General features: G+C 63.2%; 23 protein-coding genes. 10 read left to right on the plus strand and 13 right to left on the minus strand.

What is annotated here, in order from left to right:
• Positions 1–451 precede the first annotated feature (451 nt).
• From parS to ASILVAE211_RS18405, 3 genes are all read left to right on the plus strand, one after another.
• Positions 452–895, plus strand: coding sequence for a type II RES/Xre toxin-antitoxin system antitoxin (parS, locus tag ASILVAE211_RS18395; protein WP_227322820.1), 444 nt, complete (start codon positions 452–454; stop codon positions 893–895).
• Between the two features lie 30 nt (positions 896–925).
• Positions 926–1,372 carry an RES family NAD+ phosphorylase gene (locus ASILVAE211_RS18400; protein ID WP_227322821.1) on the plus strand — a complete coding sequence of 149 codons (447 nt, stop codon included), beginning with the start codon at positions 926–928 and terminating at the stop codon, positions 1,370–1,372.
• A 409-nt stretch (positions 1,373–1,781) separates the two neighbouring features.
• On the plus strand, positions 1,782–2,903 hold the full coding sequence (locus ASILVAE211_RS18405; RefSeq protein WP_227322822.1) for an AraC family transcriptional regulator: 1,122 nt from the start codon (positions 1,782–1,784) through the stop codon (positions 2,901–2,903).
• 13 nt (positions 2,904–2,916) lie between these two features.
• On the opposite strand, the gene ASILVAE211_RS18410 is transcribed toward ASILVAE211_RS18405, so the two are convergent.
• Complete coding sequence (locus ASILVAE211_RS18410; RefSeq protein WP_227322823.1) at positions 2,917–3,408, minus strand: lytic transglycosylase domain-containing protein; 492 nt, start codon at positions 3,406–3,408, stop codon at positions 2,917–2,919.
• Positions 3,409–3,419: 11 nt separating this feature from the next.
• Entirely contained in the window at positions 3,420–3,749 is a 330-nt protein-coding gene (locus ASILVAE211_RS18415) for a c-type cytochrome (protein WP_227322824.1), read from the minus strand.
• A 182-nt stretch (positions 3,750–3,931) separates the two neighbouring features.
• On the opposite strand from ASILVAE211_RS18415, the gene ASILVAE211_RS18420 reads away from it, so the two are divergent.
• Entirely contained in the window at positions 3,932–6,502 is a 2,571-nt protein-coding gene (locus ASILVAE211_RS18420; protein ID WP_227322825.1) for an HWE histidine kinase domain-containing protein, read from the plus strand.
• A 404-nt stretch (positions 6,503–6,906) separates the two neighbouring features.
• Positions 6,907–8,214 (plus strand): hypothetical protein, encoded by a 1,308-nt coding sequence (locus tag ASILVAE211_RS18425; protein WP_227322826.1) that lies wholly within the window; start codon positions 6,907–6,909, stop codon positions 8,212–8,214.
• On the opposite strand, the gene ASILVAE211_RS18430 is transcribed toward ASILVAE211_RS18425, so the two are convergent.
• From ASILVAE211_RS18430 to ASILVAE211_RS18445, 4 genes are all read right to left on the minus strand, one after another.
• The gene (locus ASILVAE211_RS18430) at positions 8,211–9,821 is read right to left on the minus strand and encodes a cisplatin damage response ATP-dependent DNA ligase (RefSeq protein ID WP_227322827.1); all 1,611 of its coding nucleotides are present in this window, start codon (positions 9,819–9,821) and stop codon (positions 8,211–8,213) included. The two genes, ASILVAE211_RS18425 and ASILVAE211_RS18430, sit on opposite strands and share 4 nt — an antisense overlap.
• Positions 9,818–10,864 (minus strand): ligase-associated DNA damage response exonuclease, encoded by a 1,047-nt coding sequence (locus tag ASILVAE211_RS18435; protein WP_227322828.1) that lies wholly within the window; start codon positions 10,862–10,864, stop codon positions 9,818–9,820. Before ASILVAE211_RS18435 ends, ASILVAE211_RS18430 begins: the two co-directional genes overlap by 4 nt.
• A gap of 45 nt (positions 10,865–10,909) precedes the next feature.
• On the minus strand, positions 10,910–11,749 hold the full coding sequence (locus tag ASILVAE211_RS18440) for a glycosyltransferase domain-containing protein (RefSeq protein ID WP_227322829.1): 840 nt from the start codon (positions 11,747–11,749) through the stop codon (positions 10,910–10,912).
• Positions 11,750–11,851: 102 nt separating this feature from the next.
• On the minus strand, positions 11,852–12,511 hold the full coding sequence (locus tag ASILVAE211_RS18445; protein WP_227322830.1) for a hypothetical protein: 660 nt from the start codon (positions 12,509–12,511) through the stop codon (positions 11,852–11,854).
• Between the two features lie 206 nt (positions 12,512–12,717).
• Here ASILVAE211_RS18445 and ASILVAE211_RS18450 point away from each other — a divergent pair, with 206 nt between their 5' ends.
• Genes ASILVAE211_RS18450 through ASILVAE211_RS18460 form a run of 3 tightly spaced genes read left to right on the plus strand, consistent with a single transcriptional unit; the run spans position 12,718 to position 16,324 of the window.
• Positions 12,718–15,243 carry a ligase-associated DNA damage response DEXH box helicase gene (locus ASILVAE211_RS18450; RefSeq protein ID WP_227322831.1) on the plus strand — a complete coding sequence of 842 codons (2,526 nt, stop codon included), beginning with the start codon at positions 12,718–12,720 and terminating at the stop codon, positions 15,241–15,243.
• Between the two features lie 44 nt (positions 15,244–15,287).
• Entirely contained in the window at positions 15,288–15,992 is a 705-nt protein-coding gene (gene pdeM, locus ASILVAE211_RS18455; RefSeq protein ID WP_227322832.1) for a ligase-associated DNA damage response endonuclease PdeM, read from the plus strand.
• Positions 15,989–16,324, plus strand: a complete 336-nt coding sequence (locus ASILVAE211_RS18460) for a hypothetical protein (RefSeq protein ID WP_227322833.1) — start codon at positions 15,989–15,991, stop codon at positions 16,322–16,324. The genes pdeM and ASILVAE211_RS18460 overlap by 4 nt, the downstream gene beginning before the upstream one ends.
• Before the next feature lie 11 nt (positions 16,325–16,335).
• On the opposite strand, the gene ASILVAE211_RS18465 is transcribed toward ASILVAE211_RS18460, so the two are convergent.
• The 4 genes from ASILVAE211_RS18465 to ASILVAE211_RS18480 form a co-directional block, all read right to left on the minus strand.
• A complete protein-coding gene (locus tag ASILVAE211_RS18465; protein WP_227322834.1) occupies positions 16,336–16,764 on the minus strand; it encodes an OmpA family protein in 429 nt (142 codons plus the stop codon).
• 92 nt (positions 16,765–16,856) lie between these two features.
• Positions 16,857–17,198: a hypothetical protein gene (locus ASILVAE211_RS18470; protein ID WP_227322835.1), complete on the minus strand. Its 342-nt coding sequence runs from the start codon at positions 17,196–17,198 to the stop codon at positions 16,857–16,859.
• Positions 17,199–17,313: 115 nt separating this feature from the next.
• Complete coding sequence (locus ASILVAE211_RS18475) at positions 17,314–20,019, minus strand: valine--tRNA ligase (RefSeq protein WP_227322836.1); 2,706 nt, start codon at positions 20,017–20,019, stop codon at positions 17,314–17,316.
• 202 nt (positions 20,020–20,221) lie between these two features.
• Entirely contained in the window at positions 20,222–21,352 is a 1,131-nt protein-coding gene (locus ASILVAE211_RS18480; RefSeq protein ID WP_227322837.1) for an ABC transporter ATP-binding protein, read from the minus strand.
• A 263-nt stretch (positions 21,353–21,615) separates the two neighbouring features.
• Between ASILVAE211_RS18480 and ASILVAE211_RS18485 the strand changes: the two genes are divergently transcribed.
• Positions 21,616–22,704, plus strand: coding sequence for an oxidoreductase (locus ASILVAE211_RS18485; protein ID WP_227322838.1), 1,089 nt, complete (start codon positions 21,616–21,618; stop codon positions 22,702–22,704).
• Complete coding sequence (locus ASILVAE211_RS18490) at positions 22,701–23,198, plus strand: GNAT family N-acetyltransferase (protein ID WP_227322839.1); 498 nt, start codon at positions 22,701–22,703, stop codon at positions 23,196–23,198. Before ASILVAE211_RS18485 ends, ASILVAE211_RS18490 begins: the two co-directional genes overlap by 4 nt.
• A 2-nt stretch (positions 23,199–23,200) precedes the next feature.
• Here the strand turns inward: ASILVAE211_RS18490 and ASILVAE211_RS18495 are convergent, their stop codons facing one another.
• The 3 genes from ASILVAE211_RS18495 to ASILVAE211_RS18505 form a co-directional block, all read right to left on the minus strand.
• Positions 23,201–24,316, minus strand: coding sequence for a helix-turn-helix transcriptional regulator (locus tag ASILVAE211_RS18495; protein WP_227322840.1), 1,116 nt, complete (start codon positions 24,314–24,316; stop codon positions 23,201–23,203).
• 178 nt (positions 24,317–24,494) lie between these two features.
• Entirely contained in the window at positions 24,495–25,481 is a 987-nt protein-coding gene (locus tag ASILVAE211_RS18500; protein ID WP_227322841.1) for a phosphotransferase, read from the minus strand.
• Positions 25,478–26,095, minus strand: coding sequence for a LysE family translocator (locus ASILVAE211_RS18505; RefSeq protein WP_227322842.1), 618 nt, complete (start codon positions 26,093–26,095; stop codon positions 25,478–25,480). Before ASILVAE211_RS18505 ends, ASILVAE211_RS18500 begins: the two co-directional genes overlap by 4 nt.
• Between the last annotated feature and the right edge of the window lie 30 nt (positions 26,096–26,125).

Raw genomic sequence — 26,125 nt, forward strand, 5'->3', positions numbered from 1 at the left:
TACCGCAGAAGATATATTATGTTAAACACGATCCTGGCCGAATGAGCTTGACTGGCAATGATGGTCGGCTGATGGGCCAATATCTTCCAGATGCCCCCCTCCAAATGCTGCTGCAAGGCACCCGCCGCCGTTTCAACGTGCATCGTTAAACGCGCGTTGACGAGAGCGCTATCGCCGGCGACCCTGACGGTTCAATGCGATGCTCGGCATCGCTGTCGCGGACGGCACCCAAGCTGAACTTGGCAAGTCGTCCCGCGCATCGAGGTCGCCGCCGACCATGGCGTAAACCCGTGCGCGCTCCAGCGCTTCCACGGCTGCGCCTTGCGATAGGCGTTTGATCCTTCTGGGCTTTCACTATGGATCGGTCTGGGACTTGGCCGTGCCAGAGGCGAAAAAGCTTGTTTCTGGCGATATGCACGACTATAAGGTGCATATCGCCAGGAGGCGGTCAATGAACACCACCAGTTCCATGCTTTTCCCGAACGCCACGCATATGCTGGATGTCATCGGCGGTACCGCTGCCTTGGGCGGGGATAGCGACATCATCCCCCGCATCCGCCTTGGCCTGCCGGTTTCGACCATCGAATTCATTCTCGGCAGCGGCCGGCTGACCCTGGCGGAACTCGACCGTATCGTGCTGCCGCGCAAGACGCTGATGAATCGCCGCAAACTCGGCTCACTGACACCGGAACAGTCCGATCGGCTGGTGCGCGTCGCGCGGCTCATCGCGGCGGCGGAGGACACCTTTGGCACGGCAGCGAAGGCCCATGCCTGGCTGCGCCGGCCGACAGCGGCTTTGGCCGGCGAAAAACCACTGGAATTGCTGGATACGGATGAAGGCGCGCGCCGGGTGGACAACCTGCTCGGCCGTATCGGCCACGGCATCGCCGCCTGACGCTGCCAGCCGGACTGAGCCCCCTCTTCCATGATCGCCTGGCGTCTCTGTCGCGAAGCCTATGCCGATCTATCCGGTCAGGGGGCCGCTTTGTATGGTGGACGCTGGAATAGCCCCGGCCATCCGCTGGTCTATCTGGCCGAGACGGCGGCGCTGACCGTGCTGGAAGTGCGCGTTCATCTGGACCTGCCGCCCGAATTGCTGCCCGAGGATTTTTGTCTGGTCTCTGTCGATCTGGATGATCGGCCTGTCGAGACTATGCCAACCATGCCGGCCGATCCCAAAGCCTTTGGTGATCTGTGGTTGCGGCAAATGCGCTCGCCCGTCCTGCGCGTGCCTTCGGCCATCGTGCCGGAAAGCCATAACCTGCTGCTTAATCCCCGGCATCCGAAAGCATCAGCCGCGCATATTATCGGCCAACGCGCCTTTCGCTTCGACCCTAGGCTTTGGGCAGGCCTGAACGATGGCGCCCGCTAGGCAGGAGATCTGCCCCAATTGATGCGATCCGGCCTCAACCTCGGCCGATGTTGCCCTTCAAGATTTCCTGGATAAATACTTATTGGTTTCCGTTGATCGCAAGCCATTAACCGTAATGCCCGAAATTATATAAAATATTGATATGGGTTTGACCGCTTTCGTTTTGAGCTGGCGACTTTAAGAAGGTTTGGGCAAGCTACTTGCAATAAAAGCGACGAATACGTCGCTAGATCAAAGTATTGCCTCAAGCAACGGTCAATCGGATTGAAACGCGCGAAGGTGTAAGCCTTATTGGGTAATCATAGGGCATTTCATTTAACTTCCGAGCGTTATAGGGGAGCGCGACCGCTATAACGGAATAGTGATAATCCCGGCCTATGAAACGTTTCTGCAATCCAAGCAAGCTGCCATGAGCGCCATATCGCACGCTATTCCCACCTTTTGTAACGCTCCTGTCGTCGGACTAACCCCGAAAGCGAATAGCCTCACCCAGATCAAAATCACCCAAAGCGGCGTTTTGGCCCGTCACCTGGGTGATCATATCCTTGAAAGCCTAGGACAGAAAACGATCAGTCTTCTCGGCAACCGCGAGCCCACGCGACATTCTAGCGATTTTGCAGCAGAGTACAGTACCATTCATGTCAGCGGGCTTCTTGAGAATGCCGCGCGGAGCATGCGTGACCCCGTGCTCGGTATCGATATCGGGATGACCTATTCCTTGCTCGAGGCGATAAGCGCCATCATCCCAGCGCGAAAAGACGTCACACTGCTAAGCCTGATTCGGGATCTTTCGAAGCAATTCTTCGCCATGCAGAGCGACGCGAAACTGCTTCTGACGATTGAGGGCGATGAAGCCGTTTTTGAATACCAATACTGGAACGGTCTCGACGAACGCCGGCGGCAATTGCCGGAACTGATCCTGGCAAGCCTTGTTAAGATGCTGCGCATGATCTTGCCATATGAGCTTTGGCCGAGGAGTGTCGTCTTCCCGCATCTACGCGGATCGGATCAAGAACGCATCAAAAAACAATTGGGAATGTCCGCGAGTTTTGGCGTGACACGACATGCGGCGATCATGCTGCCGAAAGCGGCCTTAAGCCATGTCTGCGTGCTTCCTGACAGCGGCGCGAAATTCGGCGCATTGAATGGGCCGGAATGGGCGCGCTATGAAGCGCTTGTTCCGCGCATCGCCTTTTGTGTCCGCAGATATGCTGTGGATTGCACAAAAGGTCTAGCGGCAGTGACTCAGGAATTGGCTCTCAGCCGCTCGACTTTGGCCCGCAGATTGGCGGCCCTGGATTTGACGCAGTCCGATGTGACGGACTATCTGCGCGTGACGACCGCGCGATATTACTTGGCGGAAACCGAAGTTTGTATCGGCGACATTGCCACAAGATTGCGCTATTCGGAACACAGTGCGTTTACGCGGGCATTCACCAAGATGTTCGGCAAAACGCCAAAGCAATTCCGGGAGCTATCCCAATCCGAACATAATGCCGCACTCAACCCGCTGATGCGGTGCTCCGCCTAGGCAAAGCCGCTGGTCAATCCGCCAACTGCTCGGCGGCGAGCGCCTCAGTCCTGTGATGATGGCCATGCGCTTTGACATGCGGTTTCGCATGACGCGCAGGCGCTGGCAGCGGCGGCAGGTTCAGCGCCTCCTGCATGACCCGCAATTTGTAGACGATAGCAAGACCCGGCGTGTGGGAGTGATAGTCGCCGATCGCCTGCCACATATTGCCATGCTCCTCATCCAGGTAATTGCGCAGGATGAAGGCAGCGACTGTGATGTTGAAGCACGGTTGAAGAATAAGCCGGGTCGCGACCGTCTGCGGCGGCAGGCCCGTTGCCTTCGAAACGGGTTTTATCCAGCGCGTATTGACCTGCATGAGCCCCAGATCATGCGACCCGTCCTTGTTCGGCTGGGCCGCGCCCACCCAGCCGCCCTCGGCCAGCTGAATGGCGGGCAAGGCATGGATGGGCAGATGAAAGGCGGTCGCGGCGGCGACCATGCAGGCATAAAACGGGATCGGCATCCCCTGCCCTATCAGTTGCGCTTAAGCGAAGCGTAATAGGCGGATAGCGCGGCAATATCGGCATCGCTCAGATGCGCGGCCAGACCGATCATCATCGCGGCCGATCCGCCCTGGCGCTGCTTGGCCTTGTAGTCGTGCAGCGCATTGGACAGATAGCCCTGCTGCTGCCCGGCGAGGTTCGGGATCATCGGCGAGGCCGATAGACCCTGATCGCCATGGCAGGACGCGCAAAGCGGCACCAGAGCCGGCGCGCCGGCAGCCCGCGCCGCGCCAAGCGGCAGCGCCAAGGCCAAAACGCCTGCCGCGACAGCCGCAAACAAACCGCGATTGACCCTAGCCATGCCCGACTACCCTATTCGTCCAATGGCCGGACCCTAAGCGGCCGCGGCCCGCGCAGCAAGGCGCGGCTTCGACAGGGATTAGGATCACATTGGTTTGAGCGGGAGCCTTCGGCGATGGACATCTCTGGATTTCCTGCTCACGAACACGACCTCTTGAATGGTACGAATTGGCGGAACGGACATTGGCGGCAGAGCAGACACAAGTCGATCTCACGAATTGCGATCGCGAGCCGATCCATCTTCTGGGCGCCATCCAGCCCGTCGGCTTTCTGATCGCGGTCAGCACGGATTGGATCGTCGCCCGCACCTCGGCCAATATCGGCATCTTCCTGGGCTTCGAGCCCGGCTCGATGATCGGCAATCTGCTGGCCGATTTCGTGCCGCCCCGGCTGGTGCATGACCTCCGCAACCGCGTCGCCTTTCTCAATGCGCGCGATACGGTGGAGCGGCTGTTCGGCTGTCAGATCCGGCCAGACGGCGCAGTCTTCGACATTGCCATTCATATGTCCGGCAGCCAGATCGTCATCGAAGCCGAGCCGGGCAGCGACAGCAATCTGGACGCGACCAGCACGGTGCGGTCCATGATCACCCGGCTGGACAACCAGCCCGACATGGCGGGCTTCTACCGGGAAGGCGCCCGCCAGGTGCGGGCCATGCTCGGCTACGATCGTGTCATGGTCTATAAATTTTCGCCCGACGGCGCCGGTGAAGTGGTGGCGGAAGCCTGCAAATCCGGCATCGGCTCCTTCAAGGGATTGCGCTATCCGGCCTCCGACATTCCGCAGCAGGCCCGCGCGCTGTACAAGCGCAACCTTCTCCGCGTCATTCGCGACGTCAATGCAGCACCTGTCGGCATCGTGCCGGAACTGGATGAGAACCGGAAGCCGCTGGACCTGTCTCTGTCCGTCCTGCGCTCTGTCTCGCCCATCCATATCGAATATCTCAAAAATATGGGGGTTGAGGCGTCGCTCTCGATTTCCATCGTCGTCGATGATGAGCTCTGGGGGCTTTTCGCCTGCCACCATTATTCGCCGCGCGCGCCGAGTTTCGAGCGCCGCTCGGTCAGCGAGCTCTTTTCCCAGATGTTTTCCATGCGGCTGGAAAGCCGGGAGCGTCGGGCGCTGGTGGACTATGAGCGCCGTGCCCGCGATATCTCGGACCAGCTGCTGGGTGCCGTCGCGTCGGACGAAACCTTGCTGAACGACCCGGACTGGCTGGGCGATATCCTGACCAATGCCATTCCGGCGCATGGCGTCGGCGTCTGGATCAACGGCAGCTACGCCTTTTCGGGCGTAACCCCACCGACCGACGATTTTCGCCGCATCATCCGTGCTTTGAACGGCACGGCGGCCGGGCGCGTCTACGCGACCGACCATATCGGGTCATTGATCGACAAGGCACAGCCCTTCGCGGAACAGGCTTCCGGCCTGCTCGCCATCCCCATTTCGCGGTCGCCGCGCGACTATGTCGTGCTGTTCCGGTCGGAATTGCGGAGCTCCGTGCGCTGGGCGGGCGATCCGCATAAGCCCGTGCAGTACGGGCCGAACGGCCCACGCCTGACGCCGCGCGAAAGCTTCGCCGAATGGCAGGAAAAGGTGGAAGGACATTCCGAACCGTTCTCGGCGTCGGAATTGCGCATCGCTGAAACCCTGCGCGCGACGCTGATCGAGGTCGTACTGCGCCTGGCCGATGAATCCGCCGCCCAAAGGCATCAGGCCAATGCGCGGCAGGAGTTGCTCATCGCCGAGCTGAACCACCGCGTGCGCAATATCCTGGGCGTCATCCGCGGCCTCATTCGCCAGTCCCAGCCGGATGAGCAGGTCGTCAAGGATTTCGTGAAAGTCGTGGACGGCCGCATTCATTCCCTGGCCCGCGCGCATAACCAGATCACCGATGACCACTGGGGTCCGGCGCCCTTGCAGGCGCTGATCGATGCCGAGGCGGCGGCCTTCGCGGCGGCCAAGGAAAGCTCCATTCACTCGGAAGGGCCGCCGGTTCTGCTGAACCCGCAGGCCTATTCCACCATGGCGCTGGTGATGCACGAACTGGTCACCAATTCCACGAAATACGGCAGCCTGTCAGGTTCCGGCGAGGTTCATATCAAGTGGCACCGCAATCCCGAGAATGACCTCATTCTCGTCTGGCAGGAAACCGGCGGTCCGCCGGTGCGCAAGCCGACGCGCAAGGGGTTCGGCACGACCATCATAGACCGTTCGGTACCCTATGACCTGGGCGGCTCCGCGCGCATTCAATACGACCCCGAAGGCGTGCGGGCCGAGTTTCGTATTCCGTCCCGTCATGTATCGGAACGCCGCAATTTCCAAGGCACGCCGATCAAGCTGCCGGCGCCGCGAAACCCGCATCATGCGCCCGTCAGGCCCGATCTTCTGGCCGGCAAGACGGTGCTGCTGGTGGAGGACAGCCTGATCATCGCGCTGGACGCCGAGGATATCATGACGCGTTTCGGCGCCGAGATCGCGACCGCGTCCACCTCGGACGCCGCACATGACACGCTGGACGAATTGACGCCCGATTTCGCCGTGCTTGACATCAATCTGGGAGACCAGACCAGCTTCGGCATCGCCGGGCGGCTATATGACATGGGCGTGCCTTTCTTCTTCGCTTCGGGCTACGGCGAACAGGCGCAACTGCCGAATGAACATCGGGCCCGCATCGTCGTGCAGAAACCCTATACGGCGCATAATATTGCCCGTGCGGTCGAGGATCTTCTGGGCCTAAGCCCGGACGTCTAGGCGCATTAAGCGCCTTGGCCCAGGTCGCGTCATCCGGCTTACGCGGGAATGACGTCGTTTCCGCAAAAATACGAAACGCTCTCATCCAAACGGGGCGACGGCCCCTAAGCCCATTGTCACTGAGCCATCGCCATCTCTGCCAAGCGGACGAAGGTCTGGCCGAACGCGCCCAACCCTGGGGCGGCCTATCGGGCAGGGCATCATCCTGACGCACGCCCCTGTCTGCCCATCATACCTCCGATTGTCATAAGCCGCCCTGCCATCGGAGGGATGGCGGCCTGACCGGATGTGCAGGCCCGCCATCCGCCGGCCTAAGCCATTCAGCGTCGCTTCACTCCAATTGGCGGCTCGTCCCGGAGACCACGCAACCTAAAATCGCACGCATCGGGTCGCGGAGCTGAACAATGAAACAAAGAAACTTTTCTCTGTCGTGCGCTGTTACGTTTGTGCTGACGGCAGGCCTGGCGCCGACTGCCATGGCGGCGCAGGCCGTGTCCGCGACCGAGTTCCTGGCGTCGCTCGGCGTCAACACGCATCTCAACTACACAGACGGCAGCTACGCCGATTACGACTCGGTCATCGCCGACCTGCAATATCTGGGCGTCCATCAGGTGCGGGACGCTGTCCCCGATCCGCGGGGCGGCATTCCTTATCAGAACGACGTCACCGCGATCGACGCCATGGCGGCCTCGGGCAATCGGTTCGATTTCATCGTCAATCCTGCTTTGCCCGTCGGGATTACGACCGATGAGATTGCGACTTTGGAGCGCGCCCATCCCGGTTCCGTCTTCGCGATCGAAGGACCGAACGAGACCAACAACAGTCCGGTGACCTATCAGGGTCTGGCCGGCAAGGCTGCGGCCGTTGCCTTTCAGCGAGCGCTGTATCGTCAGGTCCATGCGACGCCCATTCTGCGCGGCAAGTCCGTCTATTATTACACCGGGCTCGACGCCACCAATAGCCTGACCGGGTTGGCGGATTTCGCGAACGCGCATCCCTATAGCTATCAGGGCCAGCAGCCGGCAGCGCGCATCGCGAGCGCCTTCGCCAAGCAATATCTGATGGCGCCGACCTATCCCAAGGTCATTACCGAAGCCGGCTATTTCAACGTGCCGATGGCGAATGACGGCGTGGACGACGCAACCCAGGCGAAGAACAACCTCAATCTGTATATGGATGCCTTCGCCCAGGGCAATGCGCGCACCTTCATCTACCAGCTGGTCAGCGCCTATCCCAATGGCGGCAGCGACACGCAATCCGGCCTGTTCCGCATGGACCATTCGCCCAAACCGGCCGCCGACGCCATCCACAATCTGACGACCATTTTGGCAGATGCCGGCAAGGCCGGTTTCAAACCCGCCGCGCTGGACTATTCGGTGGCCAATTTGCCGGTGACCGCGCATTCCATGCTGTTGCAGAAATCCTCGGGCCAGTTCGACATCATTCTGTGGTCCGAGCCGGCGGACTGGAACAACATAACGCATGAGGCGATCGTCAATCCTCCCGTCTCCGCCACCGTCACCATTTCGGGCGCCACCGGCAATATGGCGGTCTATGACCCCATGCTGGGCAATCAGCCGATCAAGCATGTCCTGCATACCGGCCAGATCGCCGTCAATCTGGTCGATCATCCGGTGATCATTGAAGTGCAGCCGACGCGGCCGGATGTGCTGACGGCCGAAAACCTGCCGCCGGCAGGGGCTGCGAACTAGTCGCCCTCCTCCACCAGCGCCTCCCCCTTGGCCGGGCCGCCCGCCGGAATGCGGGCGATCAGGCTGTCCAGCCGGTCCGCCTCGGCCGCCGGCTTGTCGGTGCGGATGCGGCTGATGCGCGGAAAGCGCAGCGCTACGCCCGATTTATGCCGGTTGGAGCGCTGTGCCGCGTCGAAGGCGATTTCGAGTACCAGGCCCTTTTCGACCTCCCGCACCGGCCCGAAGCGCGAGGTGGTATGCGCTCTGACCCAGCGGTCGATGAAGGCCAGTTCCTGGTCGGTAATGCCGGAATAGGCCTTGCCGACCGGCACCAGAACGCCGTCCTCCCGCCACAGGCCGAAGGTATAGTCGGAATAGATGCTGGACCGGCGGCCATGGCCGCGTTGCGCATACATCAGCACGGCGTCGATGGTCAGCGGCGCGCGCTTCCATTTCCACCACGGGCCTTTCGGGCGGCCAGCCAGATAGGCGCTGTCGCCCCGCTTCAGCATCAGCCCTTCGATGCTGGCCGCCCGCGCGCCGAAGCGCAATTCGGCCAAATCCGCCTGCGCCGTGAAGGGAATGAGCGCTGACAGGTCCATGCGGGCCGGCTGATGGTGCGCAAACCACGCTTCCAGCCGCGCGCGCCGGTCATCGAAGCTGAGCGCGCGAAGATCCTCGTCACCATCGAAGAGAATGTCATACAGCCGCACGCCAGCCGGAAAGTCCTTGAGCATTTTCGGCCCCGGCGATTTGCGGTTCAGGCGCTGCTGCAAATCCGCGAAAGGGGCCACCTCGCCGTCCCGCATGACCAGCAATTCGCCGTCCAGCACGCCGTGAAACTCCATCGCCGCCAGAATTTCCGGAAAGCCGTGGGAGATATCCTCGGCCGTGCGGGTATAGAGCCGCCTGCCCTGCGGCGTTGCCACCAGTTGCACGCGAATGCCGTCCCATTTCCATTCGGCGCGATAGGCGGACCAGTCCAGCGCCGCCGCATCGGTCTCCTCCAGCGGATGCGCTAGCATGGTCGGACGAAAGACCGGCGCGCCGGCGGCGTCCGGCTTTGGCGCGCGCCCGGACAGCCAGTCGAACAGCGGCCCATAGGGCGGCTGCAATCCGTGCCAGACTTCCTCGATATCGTCGGCCGGAACGCCCGCCATCTCGCCGAGCGCAATCTTCGCGAGGCGCGCGGATGCGCCGACGCGCAGGCCTCCGGTGATGAGTTTCAGCAGCGCCAGCCGTTCGGAGGCGTCACACATGTCCAGCCAATCCGCGACCACGGCCGGCAATGCGGCCTTGGGTGTATCTGACAGGATGGACACGACGTCCGACAGGCGCGGCGCTGTCCCCGCCCGGCTGCCCGGCCAGATCAGCGCTGCGGTTTCGGCCAGATCGCCGACATAGTCATAGGACCAGGCAAACAGCGTGGGGTCCACGCGGGCGGTGACTAGTTCGCGGATCATCGCCGGTTTGGCAGCCGTGAAGGACAGGTCGCCGGCTATGGCGGCGAGCGCGAAGCCGCGATCGGGGTCCGGCGTATGGGTGAAATAGTCCCGCAGCAAGGCAAGCTTGGCGAGGCGGCCGGGCGTGAAAACCAGCCGCTCCAGCAATTCCGCGAAGGGCGTCATGCCTCCGGCTCCGCAACCGTCTCTTCCGGCGCCTCGTCATCCTCATAGCCGACAAGGCTCAGCGGCCGCCCCTTGATCTGGCGCAGCGACAAGGCGTGGATCAGCGCTTCCTCCGCGCCATGGGTGACCCAGACTTCCGGCGCCTGCGTCTCATCCACCGTCCGCAGCAAATCATCCCAATCGGCATGGTCGCTGATCACCAAAGGCAGTTCCACGCCCGCCATCTTGGCCCGCTGGCGCACGCGCATCCAGCCCGAGGCGCGGGCGATCAGCGGGTCGTTCATGCGGCGGGACCAGCGGTCGGCGGCGGCGGCCGGTGGCGCGATGACGATGGCGCCTTTCAGCGTGTCCTTGGCCGCGCCCGTGGCCGGCAGCAGCGGCCCGAGCGCCACGCCATGCGCCTCATACAGCGCGCAGAGCGATGCCAGCGCACCATGGATGAAAATGGGCTGGTCCCATCCCGCCGCGCGCAGCAAAGCGATGACGCGCTGCGCCTTGCCGAGCGAATAGGCGCCCACGATATGCGTGCGCTCGGGGAAAATGGTCAGGCTCTTGAGCAGTTTCGCGATTTCATGCGCCGGGTCCGGATGGCGAAACACCGGAAAGCCGAAGGTCGCCTCGGTGACGAAGACATCGCAGGGGACAGGCTCGAAAGCCGCGCAGGTCGGGTCCGGCTGGCGCTTATAGTCGCCGCTGACGACGACGCGGCTGCCCTGCCAGTCCAGCACGACCTGCGCCGACCCCAGCACATGCCCGGCGGGCACCAGGGTGATGCCGACGCCGCGATGATCCAGCGGCGTGCGATAGCCGAGCGGCTGCTGCCGCTCCCCCGCTGCCCCCTCGCCCATGCGGACCCGCATGATGGCGAGTGTCGCCTCCGTCGCCAGCACGCCGCCATGGCCGGGCCGGGCGTGATCGGAATGGCCATGGGTAATGACGGCGTGGCCCACGGCCCGCAGCGGGTCGATGAAGAAATCGCCCGGCTCGCAATAGAGCCCCTGGGGCAGCACGCGCAGCCAGGTATCGGGATGAGGTGCGGACATCACACCTCAATATGGATCACCGCACGCCTGAGGCAATGCTGACGTCTATTCGTGAACGCGCCCTTCACTGAAACCGTGATGCAGGTAGTGAAAGCGCGGATCGATCCCGGCCCCGGCAACATCCGGGTTCAATTCCAGGTAGCGCGCGGCGTCGAAGTTACGCGGAACGCGGGCATCGTTTTTTGTCACGGGCCATTTCATCAGGCGGTTTTTGTCCAAGCGACCGGGAAGATGCAGGACGTTTAAACCGTGAAGCCGGCGGACATAGTCGAAGGATAATTGATCACGCTTGGAAAAGCGGAGCAGTTCCCTGTGCCAATCCTCTGCGAAAGCCACGAGCCGTGAGTCATTATGACGCCGCAACATCATGGTCGTGGCATGAAGCCCAGACCGGCGCGGATATCCCGCAGCGCGATAGGCTGCCATCTGCGCTTCTATCAACGCGACATGATCATACCTTTCCCCGATAACAGCCCTGGACTCCTGATAGACGCAGTTCCGCCAGGGATGACGAAACATCATGATAGGAGCGCCCTTTGCGCCGAGCAGGCGAAGAATGTCGCTGACCGGCGCCCGCAGCTTTACCGTATTGTCCAGATAGAGGCTTGCGATATGGTCAGGGAAATAAGCATGCGGCCGATGCTTGAAATTCTTGGCCTGTCGATGCGAGTCCTGGTTGGTTTTTGCGACCACGCGCATGTCCCAAAATGTCGAGCGCAGCGTCGGGTCATCCGTGAAACAGACAAAATCCGTATTCGGCGGACGATCGTAATGAAAATCATTCCAGTGTTCGGACTGGCCGAAGAGGCAAGTATATACCACTTTGCGGCCTGCCAGCGGCGTGGAGCGACTGGACCATCGGGCGAGCATATCTATCACGGTCATGAAATATCTTAAGGCTTAGAAGCGCCAGAAGAAAAGTCATAAATCTGTACCTTGACACTCTTTTTGCAGACGTTTCGGGGGTAGCGCATAACTTAAAAACAACTAGGCCAGCCCCGCCTCGCGCCGCGCCCGTTTCATGAAGACGTCCAGATAGTCCTGAAGGTCGTTGACGCTTTCCGGCGAGAGAAAAACCGGCGCGGTAATCACCACCTCCCCTTCCGCCAGTCCGAAAACCGCGCGGCGCAGTCCAATCTCGTCAGGCTTGGGCGGAAGTTCCGGCTCGGTCTCGGGCGGGCCAATCAGGGTTTCGGCCCCCAGCATCGCTTGCGTATCCCGCCAGGCGCGCAGTGCGGTTTCCGCGGCTGGCGGAATAAAACCCTGGGTCAGCAGAAAGGCGCGAATGGCGGCGTCGCTGCCCCTGCCTCCGGAAAAACGTTGATCGAGGTCACGAAACAGGTCCGGCCGGGTCGCGGCATCCGAGAGTGCGGCCGCCCGTTCTGGCGAGCCCGGCGGATGGGCGATGATACGCAAAGCAAGGTCGCTCACCCGCAGCGCGTCCCCGCGCCCCTCCATCAACCCATATTTGCCGAGCGCGCCCAGAACAGCCAGGGATTTGCCGTTCAGCCCGGAATAGCCCAGCCGTTCCGCGACAAGGTCGCGCGGCAATTCCGTCTGACAATCGCTTTTATAAACGTCAGTAACGCGATTGACCGCATCCTTCAGGCTGAGTTGCGGATAATTCGGGCTGCGGCTACGAGACATAAGAGATCCATGCAAAACATGACACCCGATATATAGATAGTATTTTTGCGTCAATAAACGTTAATTGCGTTATATTTTCGTTTACAGAAAGTTAGCTTCTGCGGCGCTTCACGTATCTCTCGTGGCCGGACCGGCCTGTGGATAAAATCCCGATCCCGGATTGATGACTTGGGGCGCGCAGAGAATTCGCGCTATGTTCTCATCCGATGAGCGATAGCGCCGCCCGCGCCCCCGTGCGCCGACAAAATACCACGAAACCAGCCGCTTCCGGGCTGCTGCCGCCGCGTTTCGCGGCCTGGTTCGCCGCGCGCGGCTGGCGCGCCCGGCCGCACCAGCTTGAAGTTCTGTCTTTGTTCCAGTCCGGCCAGGATATCCTGCTGATCGCGCCCACCGGCGGCGGCAAGACCCTGTCAGGCTTTCTGCCCAGTTTGGTCGATCTGGCGCAGGCAAGGCCCGAGGGTTCCGGCGTTCACACCCTTTATGTCAGTCCGCTCAAAGCCCTGGCGATCGATATTGCCCGCAATCTGGCTGACCCGGTGGCCGAGATGGACCTGCCCATCCGTATCGAAACCCGCACCGGCGACACGCCGCAAAACCGGCGGCTGCGGCAAAAGGAAACCCCGCCCGATATCCTGCTGACGACGCCGGAAAGCCTGGCCTTGTTGTTGAGCCAGGAAGATGCCCCGCATCTGTTCCGCGACCTGCGCTCGGTCATCATCGATGAGGTTCATGCGCTGGCCGGCATCAAGCGGGGCGATCTGCTGGCGCTGGGCCTTGCCCGCCTGTCCGTCATCGCGCCGCAGGCGCGGCGCATCGGCTTGTCCGCCACCATCGCCTATAAGCCTGAACTTGCAGCATATGTTTCCGCCGATGGCCATGGCGGCGGGCTGACCTTGCTGGAAGTGCCAGACCCGGCACCGCCCGATCTGTCCATCATGCTGCCGGAAGGCCATCTGCCCTGGGCCGGGCATATGGGCCTGGCCGCCGCGCCCGATATCCTGGAGCGCGTCAAGCAGGCCGGGCTGACCATCATCTTCGTCAATACCCGCGCCCAGGCCGAGCTGATGTTCCAGGATATCTGGCGCATCAACGAGGAGACGCTGCCGATCGCCATTCATCACGGCAGCCTGGACGTGGCGCAGCGCCGCAAGGTGGAGGCCGCCATGGCGGCCGGCAAGTTGCGCGCCGTCATCGCCACCGCCTCGCTCGATCTTGGCATCGACTGGGGCGCGGTCGATCAGGTCATTCAGGTCGGTGCGCCGAAGGGCGTGTCGCGTCTGGTGCAACGGGTCGGCCGCGCCAATCATCGCATGGATGAAACCAGCCACGCCATCCTGGTGCCGGCCAACCGCTTCGAGGTGCTGGAATGCGAGGCCGCGCGTCAGGGCGTGGCGGCCCGCGAATTGGACGGAGACCCGCCGCGCCCCGGCGGGCTGGATGTGCTGGCGCAGCATCTGCTGGGCCTGGCCTGCGCCGGGCCGTTCCACCCCGACGCGGCCTTCGCCGAAATCACCCGCGCCAGCCCCTATGCGGACATCGACCGCGCCACTTTCGACGCCGTTCTGGGCTTCGTCGAGAATGGCGGCTACGCCCTGCACGTCTATGAACGATATCAAAAACTGTTCCGGGATTCGGAAGGCGTCATGCATCTCCGCAATCCGCGCATCGCCCGCCAATACCGCATGAATATCGGCACCATCGTCGAAGCGCCGATGATCCGCCTGCGCTTCGGGCGCGGAGCGGTGCTGGGCGAGGTCGAGGAATGGTTTGTCACCCAATTGCGCGCGGGCGATACTTTCATGTTCGCCGGCCGGCTGCTGCGCTTCGTGCGCTTGCAGGAGACCTGGGCGGAAGTCACGGATGGCGGCGGCGGCAAGCCGAAAGTGCCGACCTACCAGGGCGCGCGGATGCCGCTGACCACCGGCCTCGCCGCCCGCGTGCGCGCCATCATGAACGATCCGGCGCAATGGCAGGCCTTCCCCGAGCCGGTGCAGGAATGGCTGAGCCTGCAACAGGAACGCTCGGTCCTGCCCGGTAAGGACGATCTGCTGGTGGAAACCTTTCCCCGCCAGGATCTCTGGTATCTGGTCGCCTATTGCTTCGAGGGACGCAACGCCCACCAGACGCTGGGCATGCTGCTGACGCGGCGCATGGAGCGTCTGGGCATCGGCCCCTTGGGCTTCGTCGCGACCGACTACGTCATTGCCATCTGGTCCGCCCACCAGCCGCGCGACATGGATACGCTGTTTTCCGAAGATATGATGGGTGACGATCTGGAGAGCTGGATGGCGGAAAGCTCCATGCTGCGCCGGACATTCCGCAATGTCGCGGTGATTTCGGGCCTGATCGACCGCCAGATGCCCGGCGCCGAACGCAGCCGCCGGCAGGTGACCGTCAATACCGACCTCATCTATGACGTGCTGCGCCGCCATCAGCCGGACCATATCCTGCTGCGCGCGACCTGGGAGGATGCCAAGGGCGGCCTGACCGATCTTGGCCGCGTCGCTGGCATGCTGGCCCGCGTGAAGGGCCATGTCCGGCATATGGAACTGGATCGCGTCTCCCCCCTCGCCGTGCCGGTCATCCTCGATGTCGGGCGCGAGCGTGTGGCGGGCCAAGGCCAGGAAGACCTGCTGGCCGAAGCGGAAGCCCTTGTCACGGAAGCGACGGGCGAAGAACATCCCGAGAACGTTCTTGCACAATCATCTCTCTCCGAACTGGGGTTCATCTGATTTATGAGCAGCCTGACTAACGCACGCCGTCCGGGCGCCTCCGCATGAGCGCCGCCGCACCGCTGCATATCGGCAGCGAACGCCTGATGCTCGATCCTTCAGGTGCCGTCTTCTTTCCATCCCGTAGCCTATTGGTTTTAGCGGATTTACATCTGGAAAAAGGATCGGCTGCGGCTGCGCGCGGACGCTTGATTCCGCCTTACGACAGCCGCTTAACACTCGATAATATGTCGCTGTTATTGCGGCATTATTCCCCAAAAACCATCCTCGCTTTGGGGGATAGTTTTCACGACGCCGGTGGGGCTGAAAGGCTTGCCCCCGGCGATCAGGCGAGGCTTGCCGCCATGGCGCGGCAGACGAAATTCATCTGGGTTCTGGGCAATCACGACCCTGCTTTGCCCGCCTCCCTGCCGGGTGACATCCATGCCGAATGGGCGGACGGCCCTTTCCGCTTCCGCCATGAGGCCGGTATTGGCGGACCGGGCGAGTGCGAGCTGTCGGGCCATTATCACCCCAAGGCGACGGTGCCTGTGCGGGGCGCAGCGGTCACGCGCCCCTGCTTCATCACCGATGGCCATAAGCGGCTGATCCTGCCAGCCTTCGGCGCCTATACGGGCGGGCTGGATGTCGCGGACCCTGCCATCGCATCCCTGTTTCCGCGTGGTGGCCGCATCTTCCTGCTGGGTCAGGGACGGCTGTTCCACTTCCCCATCGGCCGCGCCCGTGCGCGCAGCGGTGTGGCGGCATGAAACCGCTATCGGCCTTTCTGATTCTTCTGCTGGCAGCGGTGCTGGAAGCCGGCGGGGATGCCATCCTCCGGCGCGGGTTGCATGGGCATGATCTGACGGTGCGTCTGGGCTTGATCATCGCCGGCGGGCTGGTGCTCACCGCCTATGGCGTCACCGTCAATCTGCCGCCTTGGGATTTCGGGCGGCTGCTGGGCGTCTATGTGGCTTTGTTCTTCGTCGTGGCGCAGGTCATCAACCGCGCCGCCTTCGGCGTCACGCCCACGGCACCGGTGCTGCTGGGTGGGGCGCTGATCCTGTCAGGCGCGCTGGTGATGACGTTCTGGCGCGCCTGAAAGGGCTTGCATCAGGGGCTGGCGGGCGCCGTGCCGACGATGATGTCCACGCGGCGGACTTCGATCTTGGACATCGGCACTTCCGGCTGGACCGGCCCCTTGGCAACGGCGCTGATGCGGCTTTTGTCGACGCCATCGGCAATGAGTTGCGCCGTCACCGTGGCGGCACGCGCGGCGTCGATATCGGCCGGCTCGACATAGTGATGGCCCGGAGGGGCGCCATAGGCGATCAGCGTGATGGGATCGGCCGGATTGGCGCGGGCAAAAGCGGCTGCCGACGCGACCGTCGTATCAGCGCCATTGGCAAGCGTCGCCGTGACAGGCGCGAAAAAGACCGGAAAGCGCTGGCCCGCGCCCGGGGTCAGCGACGCGGTATGAGGGTTGAAGGCCGCGCAGGCGGCGACCGAAAGAAGCAGGGGAAGGCCGATGAGCCAGCGCATGGTCTTAACCTTACAGGTTGACGGAATACGCTGGCTCTAGATCACGGCTGTTTCACAGTCAATTCAATGACGTAGTAAACGCAGTTCAGACCTTAACGCCAGTGCTGCGGAATCCAGACCTGACGGCCGCCGCGCCAGGCCCAATGGCCGGGTACGAACTGGCGATAGCCGGGGCCGCCACGGCGGAAATGACCGCCGACCCAGACATAGCGATAGCCGTCCCAGCGGTAATGGCCGGGTTCCCAGATCATGCCCGGCGGCGGCGGCGGCGGGCGGCGCTCGAAGGGCGGCGGCGGCATGGGCGGATAGCCCTGCGCGTCGGCGACCGGCGCGAGACTCGCGACGGCAATGCCGCCGGTCGCGAGCGCCAGGCCGCCCAGGCCGATGCGGCGCAGCAGGCCACGGCGCGCGAGGTTTTTGGGGTCGTTACTCATCGTCTCTCCTTAGGGCTGAGGACTTACTCGAACGGCGCCAGAAAGCACGTCCGAGCGGGCGAAACGAGGGCAGGTTTGTTACGGAAATTGGGCCGTATCGCGCCTGCCGCCGCAATCAGCCCAGCCGCGTCAGCGCGGCTTCCAGACGGGCGGCCTCGGCCTCGAAAGCGGCCAGGCGGTCGCGGTTTTCCTGCACGACTTCGGGCTTGGCGCGGGCAACGAAGCTTTCGTTCGACAGTTTGCCGCGCACCTTCTGTGCCTCGTCGAGCGCCTTCGCACGGTCCTTTTCCAGGCGCACGCGCTCGGCCGCGAGATCGATGAGGCCGGTCAGCGGGATGGCAATTGTAACAGAGCCCAGAACCGCCTGGGCCGAGCCCTGCGGCACCTCGCCTACCAGCGGGCTGACCTCGGAGGCGCGGCCCATGCGGCGAATCGGGTCGATCCAGCGGGCGGCGCGGCCGAGTTCCTCGTCTGTCGCGTCCTTCAGCAAAATCGGCGCCAGGATGGAGGGCGGCACCCGCATTTCGGACCGCACGGCGCGCACTTCCGTAATCAGCCCGACCACCCAATCCAGTTCCGCGCGGGCGGCCTGGGCGTCCGGCACCGACACGGCTTCGGGCCAGTTTGCCTTGATCAGCGTGCCTTCGGCGCCAAAGCCGAACTCACCCCACAGCACTTCCGTGACATAGGGCATGGCCGGGTGCAGCAGTTTCAGGATGGTGCCAAGCACATGCGCGGCGACGGCCCGCACTTCGGCCGCCTCTGCCGTGTCACCCCCATCTTGCGCTTGGGCGAAGACGGGCTTCGCGAATTCGATGAACCAGTCGCAGAAGCTGTTCCAGGTGAAGCGATAGCCGGCAGAGGCATAGTCATCCAGGCGATAGGCTTCCAGCGCGGCGGTCGCTTCCGCGATGGCGGTATTGGCCGTGTCCAGAATCCAACGCGACAGCGGCAGTGTCACGGTGGCCGGATCGAAGCCGGCCACCGGCTTGACCTGGTTCATTTCCAGGAAGCGCGCGGCATTCCACAGCTTGGTGACGAAGGACCGGTAGCTTTCCACCACTGCCGGACCCAGTTTGACGTCGCGGCCGGGGCCGGTCAGCGCGCAGATGGTGAAGCGCAGCGCGTCGGTGCCGTATTGGTCGATCAGTTCCAGCGGGTCGATGACATTGCCCTTGGACTTCGACATCTTCTGGCCGCGCTCGTCCCGCACCAGGCCATGGATATAGATCGTCTTGAAGGGCACATCCTCCATCGCGAACAGGCCCATCATCATCATCCGGGCGACCCAGAAGAAGATGATGTCGAAACCCGTCACCAGCACGTCTGTCGGATAGTAGCGCGGCAGTTCCGGCGTCTGATCCGGCCAGCCGAGGGTCGAGAAAGGCCAAAGGCCGGAGCTGAACCAGGTGTCCAGCACGTCCTCGTCCTGCGTCAGCGCGGTCGCTTCGCCGTAATGGGCCTGGGCCTGGGCGGCGGCACCGGCCTCATCCTCGGCCACGAAGACAACGCCGTCCGGCCCGTACCAGGCCGGAATGCGATGCCCCCACCACAGCTGGCGGCTGATGCACCAGGGCTCGATATCGCGCATCCAGGCGAAGAAGGTGTTTTCCCACTGCTTGGGCACGAAGACCGTCCGCCCCTGCTCCACCGCTTCCACGGCGGGCTTGGCCAGCGTCGCGGCATCGCAGAACCACTGCACCGTCAGCAGCGGTTCGATCGGCACGCCGGACCGGTCGCCATGCGGCACCTGGTTGCGGTGCTTCTCAACCTTGTCGAGCAGGTCCAGGCGTTCCAGCTCGGCGACGATGGCGGCGCGCAGCTTGAAGCGGTCCTCGCCGGCCAGGGCTGTCAGGAAGGCCGGGTCGGCGATGCCATCGACCGCGCGCAGATCGTTGCCGATCTCATCCAGCGTGAAGGCCGCCTGACGGTCCAGCACGGAGGGCATGGGCAGGTTGTGCCGCTGGCCGACCGCGAAATCGTTGAAGTCATGCGCAGGCGTGATCTTCACCGCGCCCGTGCCTTTGGTCGGGTCGGAATGCTCGTCAGCGACGATCGGAATGCGGCGGCCGACCAACGGCAGGATGGCGAATTTGCCGATCAAGTCCTGGTAGCGCTCGTCTTCCGGATTCACGGCGACGGCGGCGTCACCGGGCAGGGTCTCGGGCCGTGTGGTGGCGACCGTGATGAAACGGCCCTCCATGCCCTCGATCGGATAGCGCAGATACCACAGGCTGCCGTCCATCTCGCGGCTTTCGACCTCAAGGTCGGAAATCGCGGACTGGAATTTCGGATCCCAGTTCACCAGCCGCCGGTCGCGGTAGATCAGGCCCTTGTCGTGCAGCATGACGAAGATGCGGCGCACGGCGCGCGTCAGGCCTTCGTCCATGGTGAAGCGCTCGCGCGGCCAGTCCAGCGAGGCGCCGAGGCGGCGCAGCTGGGTGGTGATGGCACCGCCCGATTCGCCTTTCCACTGCCAGACGCGTTCCAGGAAGGCGTCGCGGCCCAATTCCTTGCGGGTCTTGCCCTCACCGGCCAGCAGGCGCTCCACCACCATCTGCGTCGCGATGCCGGCATGGTCGGTGCCGGGCTGCCACAGCACATCGCGCCCGCTCATCCGGCGATAGCGCACCAGGCTGTCCTGCACCGTGAAGGTCAGCGCGTGGCCCATATGCAGGCTGCCGGTGACGTTCGGCGGCGGGATCATGATGGTGAAGGGCGTGCCGGCGGAAGCCGGATCGGCGGCGAAGGCGCCGCTCTCTTCCCAGGTTTTATACAGCCGGGCTTCGGCTTCGGCGGGGGAGAATGATTTGTCGAGCATGGCCCTGACTAGCCGAGACTCTTCACCTCATAAAGGGGGAGAAATGCGCATCTCCTGCCCCTCAAAACGTCGTCCCCGGGCTTGTCCCGGGGATCTACCCGTCCCGGCGCCCCGACGGGTTGGTCCCCGGCATAAAGCCGGGGACAACAATATTAAAGCCGGGGATGACGATTGAGCCGGGGGCGACGTGAGCAGTGCGGCGTTAAACCACCTTGTCGGTCGCGGGGTCGATCAGGTGCATGTTGTTCATGTCGACGGCGAGGTGGATCTTGCTGCCGGGGCCGACCTGCACCAGCGGGTCGATACGAGCGCAGAAGGGCGCTTCCGTGATGTCCTTATGATCGCCGCCGCCCAGGAAGAAATAGATCACCGTCTCCATGCCCATCGGCTCGGTGATATCGACATCGACGGCGACCGTCGCGAAGCCGGGGCGATTGTCGCCGACATAGACCGGCATATGTTCCGGCCGGATGCCGAACAGCATCTCCTTGCCCGCGTAAGGCGCGTAGCGCGCCACGCGCTCGGCCGGCACGGCCAGCTTGATGCCATTGGCGAGGAGTTGCACGGCCAGGCCTTCGCCTTCGCGCACCAATGTGCACGGAATGAAATTCATCCCCGGGCTGCCGATGAAGCCGGCGACGAAACGGGTTTCCGGATGGTGATACAGTTCCTGCGGCGGCCCGACCTGCTCGATCAGCCCCTGGTTCATGACGACGACGCGATCGGCCAGCGTCATCGCTTCCACCTGATCATGCGTCACATAGACGGTCGTGGTCTTGACCGTGTTATGGACCTTCTTGATTTCGGTGCGCATCTGCACGCGCAGCTTGGCGTCGAGATTCGACAGCGGCTCGTCGAACAGGAAGACCTTGGGGTTGCGCACGATGGCGCGGCCCATGGCGACACGCTGGCGCTGACCGCCCGACAGGGCGCGCGGCTTGCGCTGTAGCAGCGGCGTCAGATGCAGGATGCGGGCGGCATCCTCCACCCGGCGCTTGATGTCTTCCTTGGGAAACTTCCGCAGCTTCAAGCCGAAGGCCATATTGTCGTAGACCGACATATGCGGATACAGCGCGTAGTTCTGGAAGACCATGGCGATATCGCGGTCGCGCGGCGGCACGTCGTTGACGACGCGACCGCCGATGTCGATCTCGCCGCCCGAAATCTCTTCCAGCCCCGCGATCATGCGCAGCGTCGTCGATTTGCCGCAGCCCGAAGGCCCGACGAGGACGACGAATTCGCCGTCCGCGATTTCAAGATTGATGCCTTTGACGGCCAGCGCGTCGCTGCCCTCATAGGTCTTTTTCAGCGTTCTGATGGATACCTGAGCCATTGATCCGTTTCCCCTATAGACCGAGCAAAGCAGTCGTTCGTCGCGCAAACCCAGCTTAAATGCCGGTTTTCTGTTTTTACTGAACCAAGCGTAGCCGGATTTTTCGGGCTTGACCACTGTCTTGATAGGCCGCGCAAGCGATTGCGATCTCAGCCCGCCCGGGCGGCCGGCAGGGTGACGGTTTCGTAGGTTGAAAATCCGCGCGGCCCGGCCGACCATGCCGCGCGCTTGACCAGCGCCCATCAGGGAAGAGAACAGACGCCATGGCAGACGCAGCTCCCATCCGCACCGCTCTGATCGGCTATGGCTATGTCGGCCGCGTCTTTCACGCGCCCCTTATCCGTGCCGTGCCGGGCCTGGACCTGACCGTCATCGGGTCCAGCCAGCCGGCGGAGACGGTGCAGGAGACCGCGCCCGGCACGGTGGTGATCGCCGATCCGGTGGCGGCGGCAACCGCGCCGGATGTCGATCTCGTCGTCATCGCCAGCCCCAATGACAGCCATGCCAGGCTTGCCATAGCGGCGCTGGAGGCCGGCAAGCATGTTGTGGTCGACAAGCCCTTTACCGTGTCTTTGGGTGAGGCGCGCGCCGTGGCCGCCGCCGCCGAGAAGGCCGGCAAAACCCTGTCGGTCTTTCAGAACCGCCGCCTCGACAGCGATTTCCTGACGGCCGAGGCAGCGCTTGCCAGCGGCCGCCTGGGCCGGCTGGTGCATTTCGAAAGCCGTATCGATCGCTACCGGCCGGAAACGCAGGACCGCTGGCGCGAGCGCCCCGGCCCGGGTACCGGCCTGTGGTTCGATCTCGGTGCGCATCTGGCCGATCAGGCGTTGAAACTCTTCGGCCTGCCCGAAAGTGTTGACGTGCATACCGCCAGCCAGCGCGCCGCAGGCACGGCGCCAGACTGGTTCCACGCCGTGCTGACCTATCCCGGCCTGCATGTCATTTTGGGCGCGGGTTGTCTTGTCGCCGGCGGCAGCAGCCGCTTCACCTTGCATGGCACGGAGGCGACCTTCGTCAAATCCGGCGTCGATGTGCAGGAAACCCAGCTGCGCCAGGGCATGGTGCCGGGCGATCTGGATTGGGGCATCGACCTCGATGCCGCGACGATCGTTGACGGCGCCACCGCCGAACCGGAAGTGATGGCCGCCGTCGATGGGGATTACCTGCGTTATTACGCGGGCGTGCGCGACGCCATTCTGGGCCAGGGTGCCAACCCCGTACCACCGGCCGAGGCTGTGGCCCTGATGGCCTTGATCGAAGCGGGCGAGCAATCGGCCGCCACCGGCCGCGCTCTGCCGCTATCCCTCACCCAGGCCGAAATCGCCGGCTTCACCGCCGCCAGAGCGGGATGAGGCTGGACCATCTGCCGGCGCTGGCGACAAAGCGGCTGGCGCTGCGGCCCTTGGTGCTGGCGGATGCGGATGCCTTCCGGGCGATGACGGATCATCCCGCCGTCACCGCTGCCGTGCATTTCCTGGCAAGCCCTTTCACGCTCGCTGCCGCCGAAGGTCTGATTGCCGGTGACGGTGACGGGCGCGATTGTTTCTGGGGGGTCTGGCGGCAGGGCGGCAACGATCTGCTCGGCACCATCGGCACGCATCTGCGCGGAACGGCCGAAATCGAAATCGGCTATTGGTTCGCGCCCGCGTCGCAGGGACAAGGCATCGCGACCGAGGCGGCAGGCGCTATTCTGGCCGCGCTGCACGACGCCTATCCCGACTGTATTGTCTACGCGGAATGCAGGCCGGACAACGAACCGTCCTGGCGGCTGCTGCAACGCCTGGGTTTCCGCCATCACGGCGTGGCCGGTGCGCGACCCGGACGCGCGCGGCTGGTGCTATTGTAATATCAAAATGACGTGGCAAGCGCCCGGGTCTGGCTCAGGCGCCGGTATTCCATCGGCGAACAGCCGAAGGTTCTGGTAAAGGCGCGCGTAAAAGCCGCGTGTTCCGAATAGCGCAGCCGCGAGGCCAAGACCGCCATCGGCACGTCCGTCGCCTCGATGTAATACCTTGCCCCGGACATCATCATATAAAAAATGATGTCGGAAAACGTGACGTTCTGATCCGCCAGGCGGCGTGCCAGACTAGCCCGGCTCATCCCCATATGCCGTGCGACCGTCGTCATGCCACCGGTCGGATTATAGACGTAGCGGCGAAAGTAAAAGGCGACGGTTGGAACGAAGGCACGATAGGGCAGCGCCTGAATCGTTTCAGTTGACGTGTAAATAGAGGAAAGCTCGGCGTCTTCCGGCAGAAGGCATCTATGGTGCAACGCAGGCCGGGGTATCCGTATGGCCGTGTAACTAGTTGCCCCGAATGCCACGGGAATGCCGAAAATCTGGGTTGCCTGACCTGGGCTTGCACCGCCGAGATGCGAGATCAGAACCTCCTGCGGCCAAAATGGCCGCGGCAGCAATGTTCTCATCAATCTGGTCAAGCTCGCGATCATCAGTTCTGTCACCGGAATGCGCCGCCAGTCCAAAGCGTTGCGGTGCTCGTATTCAAGCAAAGCGCCATCGCGGTCCAGGCTCAAGGACAGCCGCCCATCCCCCTGAAAATGAGTGAAATAGGCGCAGAGTTGCTTCAACACGGTGATGAGGACAGGGGCAGACTGGAAGTTCACCAGCGGCCTGATGAGATCGATAAAGGGAAAATCGAGTCCGATCCTGGCCGGGAGCAGTGGATCCCGCAGAGACCAAGCCGCATTTTTCAGCCGCTCTCCGATTTGCGTGCTCGTTGACACATGCTCGGACAAGGCATGAAGCGGTTGATTGCCCCCCGCATCCAGACCTAAACGGTCGCGCAATCCGTTCAGGCTGGCGCTGATATGGTGACAGAGGGCCTGGGCCAGAAGGCCGCTCTGCCCTTCGCTGATATCCGCCAGGTAGCTCCCTTTCGGGAGCGCGCGTGCATAGGCGTCACCTGCTAAAAAATTCAAACCGGAGGCGGAGATATGGCTCATGAGCTTCACAAAGTTTCTGGCGATTGACGTCGTGATCACGCATTCGTGAGCGCCCTTATAATACGCAGCGGCCTTGCCTCTTAGACAGTAGGCCTCAAAAAAATAATCCTAAAGGATTACTCCTGTTTTGAATTGACCTTTGCATCACCGATCAAAAAAGCGCGGCTACCCCAAACCCTCACTGGCTGCCGGACAGGCGGGGCGGCGGCGCGCCCGTCATGAAGGACGCCAGAAAGACTTTGCCGAGCATATATTTGGTCTCGGGCGCGTCCAGCCGCATACCGCCCAGGCGAACGCCTCGCTCAAAAGCATCCGCAGTCGGCGCAGCCAGATTGCGGTCTTCCAGCGGGCCAAGGGCCGCGAAGGCCGCGCTGAGCAGCACGCCGGCGTAGTAAAGGCGCACCAGGGCGCGGGCCAAAGCCAGTCTTGTCGGATCGACCCTGTCCGGCCAATGGGCGCCGGCCGCCTGTTGCAGCAATTCGGCGCAGCCGTGATCGGGTGCGAAATTGTCCAGCGCCGTCGCGATGTCGATATGGGGGTCATTGGCATAGGCCGATTCCCAGTCGATCAGCCAAAGCCTGGTGCCGTCGAACAGCAGGTTGCGCGGCAGCAGGTCATTATGACTGGCGATGCTGCGTGCACTGCCCGCGTCGAAGGCCTTACGGACACGGGCCAGGCGCGCGGTCACCTTGTCCAGCACGCCGCCGGCGAACAGCCCGGTGCCGCAGACATAGGCCCATAACCGGCCGACCATATCCGTGTAATCAAGGAAACGCGGAAAGACCGGGCTGCTTTGCAGGCTATCAATCAGCCCGCCCACGCCCTGGGCCAGCCCGGCGCTGCCGCCGGGATAGGTCGCGAGCGGCTTTTCGTCGATGAAATCCATCACCGCCACGCCCAATCCGTCATCGGCGTGATAAAGATGCGGTGCCAGCCCGGCCTCCGCCGCCATCGCCATCGCGGCATATTGGTGCGGATTGCGCAGCGGGCTGCGCTCGCCTTCCAGCCGCACGACATAGGTATTGCCGCCGCGATTGACCCGAAAGGGAAAGGCGGTGGAGGCGCCGCCCGGCAGCGGCGCGATGTTATCGGTCTCGGCCGAGCCGAAAGCCGCGATCAGTGCGGCGCGCAGACGCTCCTGCTGTTGCTCGCCGATGACCGTCATCGTCTATGGGCGACCGCGAGACCGGCTGCGGCGGCCATCAGCATGCCGCCCGATAGGCGATTGCGCAGGCGTGCGTGGCGTGACAGCAGGCCGCGCGCCCGGCCGGCGCCGATCGCCCAACCGGAATCCAAGATGCCGATGATGACAAGAAAGGTCACGGTCAGTAGCGCCACCTGGGGCAGCACGGCATGGTGCGGCGCGATGAATTGCGGAAACAGCGCACCCAGGAACAGCAGCACTTTCGGATTGGTCAGCGAAACGGCCGCGGCTCTTGGCAGCATCGCCCGCAGCGGGATTTTTTCGCCCGCGCGCACGCGGGCAAGATCAACCACCGGTGCCCGCCACTGCCGGTAGCCGAGATACAGAAGATAGACAACGCCAAGCCAGCGCAGCGCCGTGAACCAGATGCCCATGCTCTCCAGCAAAGCCGTCAGCCCCAGCGCGACCGCGATCATCTGCACGACCTGGGCGGACACCGTGCCCGCCACCGTCGCCAATCCGTAGCGCACGCCATGGGCGACGCTATTGGCAACGATCAGCGCGACATTCGGCCCCGGAATACAGCCGAGGATGAGGGTGACACCGACAAATCCGAAATAGAGTTGCCAGTCCATCGACCCTCCCCCGCATTGCCCGGCATGAAG

The sequence above is a fragment of the Acidisoma silvae genome, from assembly GCF_020618775.1.
In the GTDB taxonomy this organism is placed as follows: Bacteria; Pseudomonadota; Alphaproteobacteria; order Acetobacterales; family Acetobacteraceae; genus Acidisoma; species Acidisoma silvae.